This is a genomic window from Bifidobacterium sp. LH_416 (assembly GCF_056357055.1).
On record NZ_JBKEVJ010000001.1, the window covers coordinates 315,329 to 334,700 of the forward strand.

Below are 19,372 nucleotides of genomic sequence, written 5' to 3' on the forward strand. Positions count from 1 at the left end.
AACGTCGGAATCCCTACAGTCGGTGTTGAAAACCCGACAGTCAGTGTCGAATATCCTACAGTCAGTGTTGGTTTCCCTACAGTCACGCTTCAGAAGACGGCTCTCACACTTCGCCGGTTTCCAATAATTGCGCGAATTGAGCTTCATTGAGCATTGGAATGCCCAACTCCTCAGCTTTGGAAGCCTTGGAACCCGCGTTTGCACCAACCACCACATAGTCGGTTTTCTTACTGACCGAGCCGGCGGCCTTGCCTCCGCGCTCGAGAATCGCTTCCTTCGCGGAGTCACGCGAATAGCCCTCCAACGAGCCGGTGACCACCACGGTTTTGCCGGCCAACGTCTGCGGCAGCGTGCTTTTCTCCGCTGCGGCAACGCCCACGCCGGCAGCAGTCCATGCACGCAAGGTTTCGCCACGCCAATCCCCCGGCTCGCGGGCGGCGGCGAACCAGTTCACCACGGATTCAGCAATTTCCGGACCGACGCCATCAATTTGCGTCAAATCCTCCACACTGGCCGATGCAATGGCATCCAGCGAGCCCATTGCCGAAGCAATCAGGCGCGCGGTTGGCGGGCCAAGACGGCGGATAGAGAGCGCCACCAACACGCGCCACAGGTCGGCATGGCGGGCCTTGTCCATTTCCTCGAACATCTTACGTGTATTCTCACCGGGGCGAATGTACACCGGCACATCGGTTTCGCCAGTGCGAGTCTTCTTATGATCCACGCGCACAATCACCGCGTCGGCCGGTACATCGTAATCCGGATATGCGGTCACGGTAATGTCTGATGAGGCAGCCGCTCCCCTAGCCGACAACTGCTTAGCAGTAAGCTTTTTCGCAGGAGTCGGCGCGGTCCAGAACGCCGGCACCTGATGCCACAGGCCCGACCCGCCCACACGTTTACGGCTCTTATGCTTCTTACCGTGCTCATCCACGGTTTCACGCACTTCGATGATTGCCGCTTCACGCCAGACGCGCACGTCCTTCAAATCATTGGCGTTCAGTGCGAACAGGCCCGCTTCGCTAGACAACACTGGCGTCTGTTCAGCCGGCAATTCCAAACCGTCCACTGGCTCATACGGTTCCGGCTCCTCGCCCGGCTGAACCAATATCTCTGTAATGTTCGGCGCATAGGTATCCACCGAGCCAGGGCGATTCTCTTCGGGATTGGTCAACGCCAACGCCGACTGGTCACCCAAATGCTCAATATCAAACGCCTTACGCGAGGCCAAGGAAATCACGCGCTCGGTCAACTGCGCAGGACAGCTTTCCACATTCGGGCAGCGAATATCCTTATCGCCTTCCTTCGCAGGAGCCAGTTTGGCACCGCACGATGGGCAATATTCCGGCATCACGAATTCACGAAGCTGATCTTCGCGGCCCTTACGCCGCTCCAGAACCGGCCCAACCAGTTCCGGAATCACATCGCCGGCCTTGCGCACCACAACAGTATCGCCAATCAGGATGCCCTTGCGCTTGACTTCAAACGCATTGTGCAATGTGGTTCGTGCAACGGTGGAACCCGCCACATACACGGGCTTCAGGATGGCGACTGGCGTAACTCTGCCGGTGCGCCCCACCTGGACTCGAATATCCAACAGTTCGGTATTGACTTCCTCAGGCGGATATTTGTATGCGATAGCCCAGCGCGGTGCACGCGAGGTTGCACCGAGAGTATGCTGCAATGCGAGATCATCGACTTTGACAACGATGCCGTCGAGCGCATGCTCGATATCGCCGCGATGCTCGCCGTAGTAGTCAATCATGTCCAGAATCTCTTGGAAGGAGGTTACGGAACGATTGTGTGGCGACACTGGAACGCCCCACTTTTGGTACAGCTCATATGCCTGTGATTGGTCGGCAATGACATCGTGGGTGCCGCGCGGATAATCGGCACCCCAAGTGAGCTGTCCTAAACCGTGAGCATAGAAGCTCAGGCGACGAGTAGCAGTAATGCGCGGATCTTTCTGACGCAAGGAACCGGCCGCCGCATTGCGCGGATTGGCGAATGGTGCACGGCCCGCGTCCTCCTGTTCAGCATTCAAAGTACGGAAATCATCCCAACGCATGAATACTTCACCGCGGATTTCTACAAAGTCGGGAATGTCTTCCTTGGGTCCGCCAAGGTTCGCTGGAATGGAACCGATGGTGCGCACATTCAGGGTGATGTCTTCGCCGGTGACGCCGTCGCCGCGGGTCAGGCCTTGTTCCAGCACGCCATTGCGGTAAATGAGATTCAATGCCAGACCATCGATTTTCACTTCGCAGCTCATCGGCAAGGGTTTGTCTTCAGGCCAATCGAGGTCGCGGATGACTGAGTCATACCAGTCTTTGAGTTCTTCGATGGAGAAGACATCGTCAAGGCTCATCATGCGGCTTGGATGGCGAACTGAGGCGAAATCGTTGGAGAAAGTACCACCGACGCGGTGGGTGGGCGACTGCGGATTATCCAGCGCGGGGAATGCAGCTTCCAGCCGTTCAAGGGTACGCATGCGAGCGTCATAAGCTGCGTCAGAACTGACTGGGGAATCGTCAATATAATAAGCGATTTGATCGGATTCAACCCATGCAGCTACGCGAGCCCACAGCCGGGCCGCAGCCTCCGCGCTGAGCGTGTTCACATCCAGCCGGTCAATGCGTACGGCATCGTCGTCGGTGGGCTGTAACGCCGCGATCCATTGCTCGGATCCTGGCGCAAATTTGGTTGCGCCTTCATTCGGCTTTACTTCAACGGTATCGCCATCGTCAAAATCCCATGCCAACTGTTCAATGCTCATAATCGCCTATCCTAGCCGAGTCATGGAATCGCGCTGGGATGTGATTTGTTATTGGCAGACTTGAGTCTGCCAAGCTTCTCTCCCTCAGTCAGCCTGTCGGCTGACAGCTCCCTCATCAGAGGGAGCCGAAAATGACGAATACGATGCATATCCAAATCACGTAGTCAGGGAACGCAGGTATTGGGCCTGGATAATGTCGATATCGCCGCCTTCACCATCGTTCATGCGCGCCACAGCCACAGACAACGTGCGAGCCGGCACGAACATGCCTTCGTCCACGCACACGCGAGCGGCATCGCGCACGATGTCGCCGACTTCGATATTCGGCCAGACCGGCAGATCATGCGATGCCAGCACATAGGCAGCAGCATCCACGGATTCAGGCACATGAATGCATTGCGAATCGGCACGAGCCACGAGCTCCTGCAATTCACCTTCCAAAGAGCCGATAGCACCGGGAGCGATATGGTCGCTCATAATGTAGGCTGCAGCAGCCGTTTCAAAATGATCGAGCATCCACTCGCAGTAGGCAAAACGGTAGTAAGCGAATGCGGCATCATCACGATCCAGTGCCACGCGCAGTGCATTCAAGCAGGCGGCACGAGCTGAATCCCAATCCTCATTGCGAGCCAGCTGAATAGCCAGCTTCAAGTGAGACAGCGGGTATGCGGGTGCGTACGACACCATGTGGTTCAGATGCGGTATTGCCGCTTTGGCACCTTTAATTTGACCAAGAACATCCGCCAATTCCATATGTGCATAGAACAGGTTGTCCGGAATCAGCAGCGTGTGCTCGTCACGGGTGGCGAACAGACGGTTATAGACCACACGTTCGGCATAGGAGTTGAAGTAACGTGGCACGCCCGGCCCAGCATCGAAAATCTGGTCCAATCGAGCAACTGCTGCTTCCGCCACTTCAATAGCCTGATCAGCCTGCCCTGAGAACAGCAGATCACGAGCGCGCAGTCGTTCCTTGTCAAGTTCATCGGCAAGCGTGAACTTGAAGTCCGGAGTATCTTTGCCGTCAATCAGCGCACTGGTCACTTCAGACGCCAGTCCGGTTAATTCCGGATCGCATATCGCATCAATGATGCTCATAGCCTGCTGCGCCTTTTCCACGGAATCAAGCTGATCATTGTGCGCGAGTCCGTGGAATTCAGCAACGGCTCGCTGCAACATGTCGACTCGCTGAATGGCAAGTCCACTGCTGCTTGAGGCACCAAGTATTGCTGCCGTGGCTGCGCTGAATGAGCGGTCTTCCAGTTCCGGCTCCTCTTGAGCGCCCAGTGGCGCGAAGCGACTGTCCGTCAGGTCGAAGTCCGCGCTGATGGGCTTCAATCCGCCTTCGCCATCCACGTCCATTACTGCACCGAACATGCGGTATGTGTCTTGCGGATGGTCGAGGCCATCCGTGTTGAGTCGGCGCAGGAATGCATCACGACTGAGCGTCACAGTCACCATATTGCGCACGGTGGGGTTGCTGCGCAATGCGTTCATTGGATCCGTATTGCTCACATCGTTGCTATCGTCAGCTGAGGCAGCATCATCCGGACCGAGGCTGAACGACATCGCATCAATATCGATGCCTTTCATCAAATCCTCGAACTGGGAGTCGATGGAAGCATTGTCAGCATTCTGCGAATCATCGCCTGACTGCCCGGCAGTATCCTGCCCATCCGACTGACTGCCTGACGTACTCTGCCCAGCGGAAGCAGAATCTGCAGCAGCGTTTTGACCGAAGGATTCCTCGCGTGCGATTGGGCGCGTGGGATCACCGTGGAAATCGCCATCCTTTGGGTCAGCCTTAGAACCGGATCGGCCTAAATCGCCACTGCGCAAATGTTCGAACGCGCGCAAGGCTTCGCTCATCATCTGTTCGATGGCACTGTCTTGCTCGGCAATGGCTTCTTCCAAACCGATGGAGTCGATGTGCAACCAAACCTGCTTGACGTCCGGGCTGGCGCCGAAGCTCATTGCGGCCATCATCAAACCGACGCGCAGATTGTAGGCCACGCTCATTGCGGCACGCTCCGTGCTGGATAGTGAACGCCATGTGTGGCTCACATCGTCGTATCGGCTATCCGGCATCATCGAAGTGCCAGCCGTGGTAAAGCCAATAGCCACTTCTCCGTTATCCAAGCAGGAGCGGAATTCCACATCGAAGCGGTATGGCAAACGCAGTCGGCGCAGCAGTGTAGACAGTGTCTGGCGATACACCCACTCACTTGAGGGAGCATCAGAACGCGCATCCGCGGCAGACGCCGCAGCCGCATCGCCGCCGCCCACCGCTGTACGCGGATCCGGGAATTCGGCACGAATCTGCTGTGCAGTCTGTTCGGCAATATTCACCAACCGCAGCACAGCTTCGCGCTCATCGTCGCCATCGTAGGGATCCAACGCCATAATCGCCGGGTTTTCGATAAGTTTCATATCGATTTGCGCAGCCTCGGCACGAGTCACCGTATCTTCGGTCAGCGTACGGCCCAGCGAGGAATTGCGCTCCAGCCATGCGCTTACTGCAGCAAAACGATTGAGATTGCCTTCAATCTTCAACGCCTTCAATGCCTGAGTGAACGCCAACGACTTATCCCAAGTAAAGAAGTAGCTGTTCGAGTAACTCGACGTGTACAAGTGCAATGCTTCCGCACCGTGCACGGCTTCCAAACCTTCGAGCTTGTCCAATGCGCCGGCTTCACGCATCAGATCGGCGAAATGATCTTCCAAACCGGAAGCACGCATCCCATGGGCGCGAGCCGCCAACGTGTCTCGCACCGAACGGCGAATCGCTCCAATTGGTGCCTCACGATTCAGACGGCGGAAAATATTGCCGGAGCCAAAGCCGATTAGCAGGCCATTCACCTGAGGCAGCATGTACGCGGCGAAGAATGCAATGGCAATGGCGTCACGGTATTCCAGATTATGCCGCATTTCGGCAGGCAGATTGGCGCGCATCTGCTCCAACGTGTACCGATTGCCGGTTTTCAGCCACGATGCCAACCAAGTCATACGCCCGGTATCATCACGGCCTACCACTCCACCGGCAATGGCTTTCACTGATTTACCAACATGACGGCGAAGCGCTTCTTCCACCGAGCGCACACGCCCGGAATGAGAATTCTCGTCCAATCCGAGCCGTTCGCCGTCCGGAAGCGTCACTTCCTTCTCTTTGCCGAACATGAATCGCGGTTGCATGTCCTGCACATCCATATCCGGGTCAGATCCTACGAACACACGACCATGCGCATCAGCAAAAGCCACTTGAGCAAAATGATCCCGATCCGGGAAAATGCCCAGCGAAAAACCACGTCCCCGAGTGGAGGGCAGCTGAGCCCATCCCAACACCAGTCCTTCTGGCACATTCTCAAGCGCTGGGAATGTGTGGCGCTTCACCACGGGGCTAATAGGCACAGCATGGCGAATCAGTTCATCAATAACGCCACCCTTACGCTCGCTGGTCTCGCGCAGCGCGTCACCAAAGGGATTCGTTTCCGCTTTTTTCGGCTTGGTCAGCCCTAAATCAGCAGCGAGTGCGTTCATCGAATCCTTGAGCCCGTCCAGTAGAGATGAGCGGCTGGGCTTATTCTTGTGATTCGACATACGTTTTGGCATGCTTCACATTCTCTACTGTTTGCCCGACATAAAGCTTATAGAATAATGGACGTGCATTCCAAAGATAGTTTTTTACCTGCTCGGCCCGCGATCATTCATATCGCCAAACGGCTCCGCCATGCGCTGATTATGCTGCTGGCCGCGGTGGCCGTCATCGCGTCAATGGAGTGCATTGTATTCAACATGCCGTTTTGGCGCACGCTTGGCGCGAGCACTGATACTAATGCCGTGCATAATTCGCTTGGCAGCGGTCTGAAACGCACTGATGACGGCATGCTGACCGTCACCGACCCAACTAATGCCTATTTGGAGCTCACAGCGGATGGTACTTCGGATTTTCTCCGCATAGATACAGTGAGCAACACGGTTATCGAACAGGCGAAGCAATCCGCGCACGAACAGTCGCAAGCCAATAATGATGCTGAAGTGTTCTCGCCGGTGCACGCTATTCATGTACGCATCGATATCGATGGCAATACCGGCAGCACCCAATCGTTAAGCCCGGCCTCTGAACGCAGTCATTATCTCAAAGCGTCCGGTGCCGGAATCGTCCGCGTATGGATTCAGGAGGAACGCGGAGCGATTGTGCCTATCAGTGATGCTCGCGCCAATGTCAAGGTGCCTTTTGCTGTGAATTGGATGCGTGTAGCTGCGATGGCACTGGTGCTTGTCTTGATTGCGCTCTGGCGGCCAGGGTCGAAACTGTGGCGCATTACGTTGAATCCGGCGAGTGCACGCCAGCGACTGGCATTCGCCGCAATCATGGCGATTCCCGTTGTGGCATTCGGTTCTTCTATCATCTGGCAGCTGTTGTATGCCACGCCTCTGGCATTCCATACGGCAGGCGGCTACACCTACGATTTTGACCAATACGCGCATGTTGCGGATTCGCTGATTGCCGGCCGCCCTTGGCTGGATCTTGAAGTGCCTAGCCAATTGACGCAGGTTGAGAATCCGTATGATGTGGCCACGCGTCTTCAGCTTTTGCAAGACGGAGTGAGCCCCATCTATTGGGATTACGCGTATTACAACGGTCACTGGTATTCCTATTTCGGCGTGGTTCCCGCAGCATTGTTGTACGCTCCGTACCGGCTCATCACCGGCCGCGTATTGCCCACCGGCGCTGCTGAACAGTTCCTGGTGCTGCTGTTTATCATCTTCTTCTCGATGCTGATGCTGCGTCTGATTCATCGTGTGATGCCGAAAACTTCCATTGCCGCCGCTTCGCTGACGGTGGTTTCTGGTCTGCTTGGCGCGCAGGTGGGTTATCTGGCGTATCGTACGAATTTCTATCAAGTGCCGTTTGCCGCATCATTGGCATTGACGTCGCTGGGCTTATGGTTCTGGCTCGGTGCTGATACTTCTTCCCGACCGCTGTTGGCCGCTGACCGCTGGCGTGCCGGCGATGCCGCACCGCTGTCTTTGCCTCGATTGGCGCTCGGCTCGGTATGTATTGCGGCGAACTTTGGCTGCCGTCCAACGTTCACTCTGGCCGCGCTACTGGCCTTCCCTCTGTTCTGGCCGCAAATTCGCGCGATGATCAGTGATTTGATTTGGCGCTCAGTCAAACCGGTTACAGCGTTGCGCGCTCCGGCTGCGCTGATTATTCCCGCAATTGTGGTTGTAGCGCCGCTGATGATGTGGAATAAGGTGCGGTTCGGTTCGGTGCTAAACTTCGGCAACGCCTACCAGTTCACCGTTTCCGATATGACGCAGTACGCTACACCTGCAGTAGATATGCCCTACATGATTTGGTATTACCTGCTCCTTCCCCTACGCTTCACACATCAATTCCCCTGGCTGGCGCTCTCCCCCGCGCCAATGCCCACTTGGGGCTATTACGAGGTAATGGTGGGCTCATTGTTCACCGCCACACCACTGATGTTGCTGGCATTGGTACTGCCATTCTTGAAAAATCTGGAAACGCACGGCATGCGCCCCTTGCTGTTGAGCTGCCTGGTACTGGCCGGCGCGCTTGTTATCTTCGATGGTTCTGTAGGAGGTCTCGGCTGGCGTTATCTTGCTGATTTCGGTTGGATTGCTGCTCTGGCCGCAGTGCCGGGAACCCTATGGCTGGTGAATGGCCGCGAGCCGAGCCGATCGCTGGCTGGAGCGAATGATGCCGCTTCCGGAGACGGCATTACTCATGTGACGCCCTGGCGCTGGCTGATGCGCTGGGTTCTGCTGCTCTCAGTTTTGTGCACGATAGCCATAACGCTGCTCAGCTGCTTCGTGTCAGGCCGCGACGATGCCCTAATCACCAACAATCCAGTGTTGTGGCATGATGTGCAGTCCTGGTTCTCACTGCTCTAAATTACTTGTGCTATCGAGCGATGATTCAGCTGATGAATCATCGCACGAATCATTTGAGACAACACAATGGCAGTCTCTACAGAACTATTGACGGCAAACTACGTACTTTATCAAGCCAATCTCAGGGCAGACTTCAGCGTCCGCCCAGCAATTTCCTTAGTTTTCTCCAAGTCTCGAGCCATAATGTAACCGATGTAATTCATTGCTGTATCGCCTTATCGTGAGGATTCCCATGTCCAGTACCATGCGCGCACGCATATTTAAAATTTCAGCCGCCGTTATAACTATCGCCATCGCACTGGGCTTATGTCTGTTCTACCGAGAGGATGTCAGCGCAGCCATCAAGCAGCAGCGCATTGAGCGATTGAACGCTCAGGTGGAAAACATCTACACCACCGACTACCAGTCCATGATGGACGAACAGCTCACCGAAGAGCGAGATAAAGAACAGCGTACGGTGGATAACATCTACACCAAGGTGAATCCGTACGGCACCAACACCACATCCATGTACGTGTATTTCACCACGGATCAGGCTTCTACCGTGAGCTATACGGTGTCTGCAGATGGCTACCCGGATTACACGGCCACTGCTGTGACCAGTGATGAAGCTGCAAATGCTATTCGCGCCGCTATTAATAGTTCGGAAAGCGAAACCGGCGATACGTTAAGCCCCAGTGCTTCGGATGAGGACTCTGTGGTCTCCATGGTGTCTGAGGATTCGTTGGCTTCCACCACGCATGAATTCCTCGTGCTGGGTCTGATTCCTCAGGTCAAGAACACGGTGACACTGACCATTACTGCTACGGATGGTACGAAGACGACCCGCACGATTACGCAGAATGGGCCGAAGCTGCTGGGCAGCGAGGAAGTTCAGCTTGAACAGACTACGGTGCCGGATTCCTCCACGCTGGGTGAGCTGGGCAATGGTCTGTACGCTATTTTGGGCAATGATTCCAATGAGCAGGACTTCATGTATTACTACGATGCGAACGGCGTACTGCGCGGCGAAGTGCCAGTGCTCTACTACCGTTCTCACCGTCTGCTGTTCGATAACAATGGCTTGATGTGGCTGTCTGCTTCGACGAAGAATTTCGTGGCGATGAACCGTCTCGGCAAGATTGTCAAGACATTGACTTGGGCGATCGCTTCATTCTGCATCACGATTATGCATTGGATTCCGATGGCAATATCGTGTCTTTGGCCACTGATTTGAAGCGTAGCGATCACGCTGTGCAGGATCAGGTGATTAAGGTCGACACCACTACCGGCAAGGTGACTCAGCTGGTGGACTTTGGTGAGCTGTTCGATGATTACAAGCAGTCCACCGATCACTCTGGTATTGATGAGTCTGATCCGACCGCCAAGAACCGTTGGGATTGGATTCACTTCAACACCATTCAGCTTATGGACGATGGCTCCGCACTGCTGTCCGCTCGTGAAACTTCCACAATGATCAAGATCAATGACATTGAGGGTACGCCGACGCTTGATTACATGATTGGTGAAAAGAGCGTATGGGATGGCATGAGCGAGCAGGATTCCTTCCTGACCAAGGTGGGCGACTTCGGTGATACCGGTGGCCAGCACTCCATTACCGTCCAGTATGATTCCTCGCTGGCTGATGGACAGTATTACATCTACATGTTCGATAATAACTTCGGCTATGCGATGACTCGTCCGGACTTCGATTGGACGGTTATCGACGGTATTTCTACCGCACAATCCTCCAAGGATAAGGATTCAAACTCCCAATTCCGCAAGTATCTGGTGGATGAGAATGCCGGAACCTACACCGAAGTGCAGTCCTTCGACGTGCCATACTCCCCGTATGTGTCTTCCGCTGAAGAGATTTCCGATGATCTCAACTTGGTGGATACCGGCATGCAGGGCGTATTCGGCGTCTACGATGACAGCGGCAATCTGAAGGCCCAGTACACGATGGCCCTGAGCACCGCATACATCTACCGCGTCTACCAATACGGTTTCCGAGGCTTCTACTTCGCGTAGTTCATATTCTGCCTCCCTCTGACGAGGGAGGTGGCATCGCGCAGCGATGACGGAGGGAGAGACAGCATATACTACTGCCCTTTCGCCTCCTCATACTTGCGGCGAATCAAATCCTCATAAAACGCCACAGCATCCTTCGGGCTGCCATCAAACACGACCGTGTGCTCGTCCAGTACGAGTGCACGGTCGATTGCATATTCAGGCTTGCGAATCATATCCGTATCATGCGTGGCAAAAATCACCTGCTTGTCGTAGCTGAACAATGCTTTCGCCACATGCGCCGTGCCGATTTCATCCAAGCCTTTGCTGGGCTCATCTGCCACAATCGCACTGGGTTCGAAGCTCAACGCCGCTGCAATAGCCAACAAATGACGCTTCAATGAGTCAAGCTCACTGGCCTTAGCTCGAGAAACCTGCGCCAAATCGAAATGCGCAAAAAGATTCCCGATGCGAGCCTGACGCTCACCTTCCGGAATCTTATGCTTCTTCAACGCCTCGGAAACCGCTTCAGAAATATTCTCCGCCCTGTAGAACGAGTTCGGAATCTCCTCGCGGCGAACGATACCCACCAAATCATTGATGCGCTTCACATCATGCTTGGAGGCAGGGTCTAGCTGTTCTTCGCCGCCCGTAATGGTCACTGATCCAGTCGAAGCTTTGAGGCTGCCGTCCAACAGCCCGAGCAACGTGGATTTGCCAGCTCCGTTCAGCCCGATAATCGCCACACGTTTTTCGCTAATGGCGAGCGTGGTGGGCGCGAGACCGAGTTGACCGTCATCATACGTATGCCCTGCCTGATTAAGCTGGAAGGTCAGCATGTGCGGGCGCGGTAGTTCCTTGGATTTGAAGAAGAATCCCATGGGCCTTATTGTATGCCGTGCAATCCCCTCGCTGAATCAGCAGCCGCAAAAATGTGCGGTGACGTCCAGTATTGCTCGCACATTATGCGCGAATTCTTCTGACTCGGGCAGCAGCGAAATGGCCAGATATCCATTGGAAGTCATGTCGAAGAAGTATCCGGGCTGTCCGCTGAGCTTATATCGATCGATCAGCGCAAGCACCAGCTCATTTTCATCAATAATCGACGGCACTCGCAGCAGTACATTCCAGCCACCTTCGGCGCGCAATACGCTGACCAAACCATTGGGGTCGGCGGCCAGCAGTTCATGCAGCTGGGTGAGATTGCCGCGCACACGCTCCCCTACTCGTGCGGTTTGTGCAGGAGCAGCCTGCAATAATGCGGGGATTTGTTCGGCGATGATATCGCTCATCGGCAGATAATCGTCAGCAATAACATCGAGTCGGCGTTTTGCCTCAGCCACATCCTCCGCTGGCCCCGACACTTGAATCCACCCCACTTTGGCGTGAGGAGCGGCAAGCATCTTGGAGAAGCCATCCAATGCGAAGGTGAGCACACCAGGCTCTCCTGCAAGACGCGCATTGCCTGCAAATGGTTCAAGACTGTAGTCATAAAACACTTCGTCGGCAATCAATGCGATGCCGTGACTGCTGCAGAGTTCCACGATGGCTTTGCGCTCATCAGGCTTTACATACGAGCCAGAAGGATTATTGGGATTGATCAGCACCAATGCACGAATGCGTTTACCTTCCGGCGAGTCGAGCAGTTCAGCAAGCGATGCGGTATCGATGAACCAGGAACCGTCGAATTGCAGCTGGTATTCCACGGTTTCCACGCCTTCAAGTCGGGCAATGGATTCAATCAGCGGGTATCCCGGCTTGGGAGCCAGTACCGCGTCGCCGGGGTCGCACAAGAGTTTAATCAGCCACGAATAGGCTTCGGATGTGGAACTCAGAATATAGAGATCATCCGCAGACACACTGGGAGCATGCTTCTGCGTTGACGAGTCTTCCACCGCTCCGCCATTGGTAAGGAATGCGGCCAGTGCTTCGCGCGCAGTCTTGGGGCCACGCGGATCAGCGGTATAGATGCTCGGCACCAATGCTGGAGCCAGACCATGCCGCGTAGGGTTGGAATCATTGAGCTTGCCTAGTGCGATGCCTTGTGCTTTCGCTTGAGCTTCGGCGGCAGCAATCGGATTCGGCGCGCTGATATCCACGCGGGAGGAAAAATGCACAGTCATAGCCTTTTACCTTAGAACCTAGCCCACCCTGATTGTGTGAATTGCGCGACGCATTCCGGGAAATGCGTCACAAACAGGCACCCCTCACGACGCAATTCCCGGAAAGAGGCGAAAATTGGCATAAATCACGCCCCAATACAGCACATTCCGGGGAATGCGTCGCAAATGAACCATATTTGCACTACATTCCGGGGAATGCGTCGCAAAGAGTATGGCTTTGTAAAAGCCCCAACAAAAAACTCCCCTCGGGGAGGGGAGTTGGAAAGCACATGCCGGCGAAATCACTGCTGCTTGGTGCTGGCGTAGTAGGCGGCGCCTACGATGCCAGCCTGGTTGCGCAGCTTTGCTGGCACAATCGGCGTCTTGATGTCCACGTACGGCAGGAACTTTTCGCTGACACGGCTCACGCCACCGCCAACAGTGAACAGGTCCGGGTTGAAGTACTTCTCCATCAGACCGTAGTACTTGGTCAGACGCTTGGCCCACTTCTTGTAGTCCAAGTCTTCGTTCTCGCGAACAGCGGAGGAAGCGTACTTTTCAGCATCCAGATGCTTAGCGCTCAAGATAATGTGGCCCAGCTCGGTGTTCGGAATCAGCTGGCCGTTGTAGATCAGAGCGGTGCCGATGCCGGTACCCAGCGTGGTGGCGATAACAAGACCTTCCTGGCCCTTTGCTGCACCATACTGCACTTCGGCAAGGCCAGCAGCGTCGGCGTCATTCACCACGACGACCGGGCGGCCGCATGCTTCGGAGAAGACTTCGGTAACATCCACGCCAATCCAGGACTGGTCAAGGTTGGCCATGAAGTCCAGCTTCTGACCGGGCTTAATCGGAGCAGGGAATGCAATGCCCACAGGAGCAGATTCCGGAACTTCGAAGTGATCGAGCTGCTGCTTGACGATAGCGGCCACAGCCTGCGGCGTAGAAACCTCCGGAGTCAGAATCTTCAGACGCGGTTCGGCAAAATCGCCCTTAACCAGATCGACTGGAGCGGCCTTGATACCGGAACCGCCAATGTCAACGCCAAAAGCCTGAGCAGTTTCAATCATCGTTGACCTTCCTTTCGTTGCGACGAGGAATCACTTTGCCCTAAGTGTAACGCCGCACAAAGCACAATCCAAAGATTGTGACCATGCTTTGCAACCGTATGCAGAAAGTACGTAGATAAATATTCGGCAACACACGCAGGAAAACGAGCGTTGCAGCTGCTCTTCAAACTTGAATCGAGTGATAATGAAGGCATGGCAGAACATAACCAACTTATTGATGCGATTAATATTCGTACCGCAGTGCGCGCCTATGATGACGAGCCTATCGATGATGATGCGGCACGACAGCTTGAAATGGCATTGCAGCCAGTTAACCTGCTCGGCAATGTGAATATTCAGCTGGTGCTGAATCAGCCTAAAGTATTCGAAGAAGCGAATGCTTCCGGTCATTTGACTGGTGCTGCAAATTATTTGGCTCTCGTTGTTCCCAAGGGTGATGAGCAGGCCAAGGAGCGTGCAGGATTCTATGCCGAGCGCGTGGTGCTGACTGCTACGCTTCGCGGTCTTGGCACATTGTGGGTGGCTGGTTCTTGGGATAAGGCTGAAGCTGCTAAGCATTGCCGTATCTCCAAGAACGAGGAGCTGTTGCTTGGTGTGGTGGTTGGTCATCCGAAGAATCATCTGGCTTATCAGTCGATGACGTATGAGGAGCTGTGTGAGCGTCAGCGTAATCACCGCTCCAGCAAAACGTATGAGCAGTTCACTGCCACGATGAGCAATGAGGCTCGTGCGCAGGCTCCGGATTGGTTCAAGGCTGGTGTTGAGGCTGCGATGAAGGCGCCAAGTGCTATGAATCGTCAGCCGATTACGTTCTCGTATAACCCGGATGATGATACAGCTGCCGCTCATATCGATACCACCGCAGGCGACGAGCATCATGCACTGAACGACTTGGGTATCGCCAAACTGCACTTCCAGATTGGTGCCGGCCAAGGCCAATGGGCCTGGGGCGATGGCGGCCTCTTTATTCATAAGTAAACGTATAGCTTGGCTCCCCTCTCTGAGGGGAGCCAATATTATGGCATTACTCCAGCGGAGGCATGGGCTTCCAGTTGGGATTATGCAGCAGCTTGCGCGAATCCCACCAGCCTTGGGCAATCTTGCCCAGACCAGTCTTCACGTGTTCGCGATCCACCATCACCAGGCGAATCACTTCCTTGACGGCGGTCAGGAATGTACCGAAGCCGAAAATCAGTGGGTGGAAATCGCCGTGCACCATGAAGTAGCGGGCCATGTAGCCACGGTTACGCATGATGTGGTATCGGTTCATATCCGAAGTGGAATTGAGCTGGCGCACGCCGGCAATATCCCAGTTGCCGATTTCGCGAGTACGGCGCAGAATCACATCCGGCACCACGATCGGGTTAGTCACCTTGCTCGCGCGGTAGCCGTAGATCGTGTCATCCCAGTAGATGAAGAATCGCGGATCCGGCAGACCAATGGCCTTGACCACACGACGATTGAACAGACCGCCTTCGAAGCACAGCGTATCCATCACACGGTAGCCGGCAGGGCCGAATGCAGCCGGAGCAATCGGATTCGGAATACCCAGCGGCACAATAAAGTCGTACTGCCAGTAGAACGGACCGCCATCATAGTCGTAGCGGGAACCCTGAATCACCTCATGCTTATCAGTCCACTTGGCAAGCTTGCCAATGGCATCCGGCAGTACTGCCACATCATCATCCATAACCCAGAACCATTCGGCACCGAGCTCGTAGGCCTTCTTCACACCTGCGGAGAAGCCGCCGGCACCGCCAAGATTATCAGTTTGCGGCGCGTACACCACACGTTCCTCGTTGCCGGAAAGATCGGCTACAGTAGTCCCCCACTGGCCAGTCACCTTAGCCGAGAACTCGTTAACCATATCCGCGGTCTGATCGGAATGTTCGTTATCGACGATAATGATGCGCCACGGCGCCTGTTCCAATGCCAGAATCGAGTCGAACAGCACTTCAAGCAGCTGCTGGCGCTTGTAAGTGGTGACGATCAGTGCAAGTTTGTTGATGGTTCGCTGTGCAGCGTGCTTTTCACTCATGGGTTCCATTCTATGCACACTTGTTCCCTAGAGAACACGGACGGTGTTCACTTGTCGATTTCACGGTGTCTGTATGCCCGAATCATTAGCGCGATAGTAGCCAATGCGATGGCGATGACAGCGAGCATGCTGACTGCGGAACCAGTGTTGGCTGGAGTTTCCGGCTTCGTTGTGGGCGTGCTGGGAGGAGTCACGTCTTCATGCTCGCCGAACTTGGGTTCCGCAATGACGTCTAGCTGAGCAATGCCATTATCGTTGCCAGGAATGGCAACAAGGAACGGGTCAGAATCATATTGGCTATTGGCTTGCGCCGATCCGGTTCGCTCCACCAGATACAACCCGATGGGCAGGCCGGCGAATAATGCTTTGCCGTTGGCATTGGTTACTGCTGATTCGGTATACAGGTTGTGCTGCTGCACATATGCGGCAATTGTGGCTGCCGCATCATGGTATTGCGATGATGTGATTTCAGTCCAGTTCTGGTTGAACTGTGTGAACGAGTCGAGCATGTGGAATGCTGCGATATTGCCGGCACCGTCTGTGTCTGCGGATGCTACGCGCACAATGGAATAGGTGTCGCCGGCGAGCGGTGTGGCATCGGTTTCACCGCGTTCCCATACGGCATCGATAGTGAGGCTGCCTACACTGGCTGCCTGCGCTTGCGGGATGATGATGGCGGCTGCGATTCCCGCCATTGCTGTTGCCAGGATGACGGTGAGTCCCAGCACCATGCTGAGCATATGCCTCGCTGCGGCAGTGTTCCAGCGATTATGCATGCTTGCCATGTCCGGTCCGTCCTTTCCTGCGTGAGAAGTCTGTGGTAGAGGCGCCTGCTTTGCGGCGCGTATGTCGTTGCCATATATTCCAGCCGATGAGCAACGTGATCAGGCCAAGTGATGGCAAGAGGTATTGCAGAGGAATGTCCACATGGAATGTGGGCTTGGCTTCCTCGGCCTGCTCAGGCGTGTAAGGGATACGATGAGCGCGCACAAGAAGACGATGCGTGTTAATCGCATACGGGGTGCAGGTGATTAAAGTCACCAAGTCTTTCCCCGGTTCGATGGCAAGTTCCTTGGTGTCTGTGGGCAACACCGTGGTGATTTTATCGACTTGATAAGCGTATGTGTCTTTGAGAATCTTGATGTAGAAACGGTCGCCTTTCTTCATCAGATTCAAATCAGTGAACAGTTTGGCCGTAGGCAATCCTCGGTGACCGGAGAGTGCCGCATGTGTGGATTCACCGCCTACTGGCAGTGAGGTTTGTTCCAAGTGACCAATGCCGACCTGCAGTACTTTCTCAGCAGTTCCATGGTAGATAGGCATGGTTTCTTTGAGCCGTGGAATGGTGATGTATCCCATCATGCCGTCGCCATCGAGATTGAGTAGGCTGTTGTATTCCTTACTCGTGGCTTCAGTGTTCACGGCTGCGGCTAGCGCATCTGTGGCACCAGCATTGTTTGAGGCCAATTGTTCGTTATAAGCGTGCGCGGCAGCCAGCATCTGTTGATACTGCTCATCTGAGATGGATTGCGTAGCGGCATCATAATTGGTGACCGCACGCGAAGCATTCTTCATGACGAGGAAATTACTAATCGTTGGATAGAACAGGACTGACAGTCCTATCACAATGACTAGTAGTGGCGCAATGCCGCGCAGTTTTTTCATAGGTGTTCCTATTTCCTCAGCTCCCCTCAGTCCGTTTCCGCGGACAGCTCCCCTCAACGAGGGGAGCCAGCGATATTCTCAACTTTCAGGGAGCCTGTAACTGACTCAGGCAGTGTGTTTGGAGGACTTGCGGTTGGACTTCACGTACCAGCCGGCACCCAGAGCCACGATCAACACACCGAACACAGTGAACAGAGCGGTACCCATGCCACCGGTGGAGGGCAGCTCAATACCCTTCTTGTTTTCGACGGTGATGGTGGTGTTGTTCTTGGAGTAAGTGTCGCCAGACTTGTAAACACCCCACTCAGTCAGCTGGCCGTCGGCACCATACTTTGCCTCAATCTTCACTTCAATCGGAGCAGTGAGCTTGTTATAGCCAGTAGGCGCCTTGGTTTCCACAACCTTGTAGGTGCCTTCCTTCAGACCGGTGAAGTTCAGAACGCCGCTGTCATTAGTCTTAACGTCAGTATCCTGGGCAGCGGAAGTATCCTGAGCGGTCTTCGGGCGGAAAGTGTTGGAAGTAGCATCAGACTGCACGAGGGTAATCTTGTGACCCTCAGCATCCTGCAGCTCAAACTGAGCGCCGCCGAGCTTCGTATCCGTGTTGTCAGCGTCAACCTTGTTGATACCGAAGTTGAAGTCGTAGGTGTAGGTCTTATTGGGCTGAGATTCACCGGTGTCGGTGTTGCTCGGATTGTTGCTATAGACGACCTTAGCGGTGTTGTCGTTGCCGTCCTTGCCCACAACAGCATTCTCATTCAAAGTTGCGGAGTATTCAACCGTAATGGCCTTGCCGGCGTACTCCTGCTTGCCCTTGAAGTTCAGCATCTCGACCGTCAGAGAAGTGGTACCATCCTGATTTTCCACAACGATAGCGTTGTAGTCAGTATCCTTAACCAAAGCACTGGTGACACCATCAATCTTTACGGTGGGAGCGAAGGTCTTAGTGTCATTGGCCGCATCGGTAACACCGTTCAGCGTAAGACCCTTGGACAGGGTATCGGTGAACTTGAAGGTGTAGTTGGTGTACTCAGTCATGTCTGGCACGGTGGATGCGAGCTTGAAGTTCACCGTGTCGCCAATCTGGGCGCTGTTGTGCTTGGAATCCTCGCCGCCATTCTTAACGGTCTTGGTGACGGTCGGATACGCGGTCTTCAAATCCTGTTCCACAGCAGTGCTGCTCTTCACATTAAGAAGGATTGCATCCGTACCACGCTTGTTATCGGTATCGGTGGAACCGCCCTGCGGGCTGACAACATAGTAACCATACGGCAAATTCTCAATCGTGGCAGTGTACTTGGCGCCATTCTCAGTTGCGTCAGCTGAATGAGTGATATCCGTAAGAGTCGTTTGGCTCTTGGCCCAATCGGAAGCCTGCTTGGCAAAGGTAACCACAGCAGCATCTTTCAGACCGGAAACGTAATCGTAAGCCTTCTGAGAAACATTCTCGTTAGTTGCGCCGTCCACTTTCACAGTGTTCAGGAAGAAGTCATCCCAGCTATCGATCAGCTTGTAACCGCCATTCGTGGCAGTACCGTTGTCCACAGCTTCCTTGTCGTAGGTGAACATCTGGTAGGCAGTGACAGTCTTGCCGTTGAATTCAGCGCTGGTGCTGTTTACCTTAATCACGCCATCAGAGGCATTTGCTGCATTGGCGGTGGTGGCGCCGAGGCCGGCGATGCTGAGCATCGTGGCTGCGGCGATTACACCCGCCGCGATCTTTTTGGTCAGTGAGTTCATCACTGGTTCCTTTCTTCTTGTGTTGCTTCCCGACCTTCTATTTCGAGAAACGACGTTGGTTGACATTGGT

The 19,372-nt window shown here is 54.6% G+C and carries 10 protein-coding genes and 2 pseudogenes; 3 read left to right on the forward strand and 9 right to left on the reverse strand.

Translation table 11 applies throughout. From position 1 onward, the window contains the following. Nucleotides 1-103: 103 nt before the first annotated feature. Nucleotides 104-2,779 carry an NAD-dependent DNA ligase LigA gene (gene ligA / locus AC1AY0_RS01500; protein ID WP_476525932.1) on the reverse strand — a complete coding sequence of 892 codons (2,676 nt, stop codon included), beginning with the start codon at nucleotides 2,777-2,779 and terminating at the stop codon, nucleotides 104-106. 153 nt (nucleotides 2,780-2,932) lie between these two features. Then, nucleotides 2,933-6,313: a tetratricopeptide repeat protein gene (locus tag AC1AY0_RS01505; protein ID WP_476523579.1), complete on the reverse strand. Its 3,381-nt coding sequence runs from the start codon at nucleotides 6,311-6,313 to the stop codon at nucleotides 2,933-2,935. 201 nt (nucleotides 6,314-6,514) lie between these two features. Between AC1AY0_RS01505 and AC1AY0_RS01510 the strand changes: the two genes are divergently transcribed. Together AC1AY0_RS01510 and AC1AY0_RS01515 are read left to right on the forward strand one after the other, a co-directional pair. Then, nucleotides 6,515-8,698, forward strand: coding sequence for a hypothetical protein (locus tag AC1AY0_RS01510; protein WP_476523577.1), 2,184 nt, complete (start codon nucleotides 6,515-6,517; stop codon nucleotides 8,696-8,698). A 232-nt stretch (nucleotides 8,699-8,930) separates the two neighbouring features. Next, nucleotides 8,931-10,708: pseudogene (locus AC1AY0_RS01515) on the forward strand (aryl-sulfate sulfotransferase). A 71-nt stretch (nucleotides 10,709-10,779) separates the two neighbouring features. Here AC1AY0_RS01515 and AC1AY0_RS01520 read toward each other — a convergent pair. The 3 genes from AC1AY0_RS01520 to ppgK all read right to left on the reverse strand — a co-directional run bounded on the left by AC1AY0_RS01520 (nucleotide 10,780) and on the right by ppgK (nucleotide 13,859). Next, nucleotides 10,780-11,568, reverse strand: a complete 789-nt coding sequence (locus AC1AY0_RS01520) for an ATP-binding cassette domain-containing protein (RefSeq protein ID WP_476523400.1) — start codon at nucleotides 11,566-11,568, stop codon at nucleotides 10,780-10,782. Between the two features lie 36 nt (nucleotides 11,569-11,604). Beyond that, on the reverse strand, nucleotides 11,605-12,810 hold the full coding sequence (locus AC1AY0_RS01525) for a pyridoxal phosphate-dependent aminotransferase (protein WP_476523399.1): 1,206 nt from the start codon (nucleotides 12,808-12,810) through the stop codon (nucleotides 11,605-11,607). A 281-nt stretch (nucleotides 12,811-13,091) separates the two neighbouring features. Further along, nucleotides 13,092-13,859 carry a polyphosphate--glucose phosphotransferase gene (gene ppgK, locus AC1AY0_RS01530; RefSeq protein ID WP_476525601.1) on the reverse strand — a complete coding sequence of 256 codons (768 nt, stop codon included), beginning with the start codon at nucleotides 13,857-13,859 and terminating at the stop codon, nucleotides 13,092-13,094. A gap of 192 nt (nucleotides 13,860-14,051) precedes the next feature. On the opposite strand from ppgK, the gene AC1AY0_RS01535 reads away from it, so the two are divergent. Then, entirely contained in the window at nucleotides 14,052-14,837 is a 786-nt protein-coding gene (locus AC1AY0_RS01535; protein WP_476525602.1) for a nitroreductase family protein, read from the forward strand. 46 nt (nucleotides 14,838-14,883) lie between these two features. On the opposite strand, the gene AC1AY0_RS01540 is transcribed toward AC1AY0_RS01535, so the two are convergent. The 4 genes and pseudogenes from AC1AY0_RS01540 to AC1AY0_RS01555 form a co-directional block, all read right to left on the reverse strand. After that, the gene (locus AC1AY0_RS01540) at nucleotides 14,884-15,897 is read right to left on the reverse strand and encodes a glycosyltransferase family 2 protein (RefSeq protein WP_476523395.1); all 1,014 of its coding nucleotides are present in this window, start codon (nucleotides 15,895-15,897) and stop codon (nucleotides 14,884-14,886) included. Nucleotides 15,898-15,944: 47 nt separating this feature from the next. Further along, nucleotides 15,945-16,682 (reverse strand): cell surface protein, encoded by a 738-nt coding sequence (locus tag AC1AY0_RS01545; RefSeq protein WP_476525604.1) that lies wholly within the window; start codon nucleotides 16,680-16,682, stop codon nucleotides 15,945-15,947. Between the two features lie 49 nt (nucleotides 16,683-16,731). Then, nucleotides 16,732-17,562, reverse strand: a pseudogene (locus tag AC1AY0_RS01550) (class C sortase); the annotation flags it as partial. Between the two features lie 105 nt (nucleotides 17,563-17,667). Beyond that, nucleotides 17,668-19,302 (reverse strand): SpaH/EbpB family LPXTG-anchored major pilin, encoded by a 1,635-nt coding sequence (locus AC1AY0_RS01555; RefSeq protein ID WP_476523393.1) that lies wholly within the window; start codon nucleotides 19,300-19,302, stop codon nucleotides 17,668-17,670. Nucleotides 19,303-19,372: the final 70 nt, after the last annotated feature.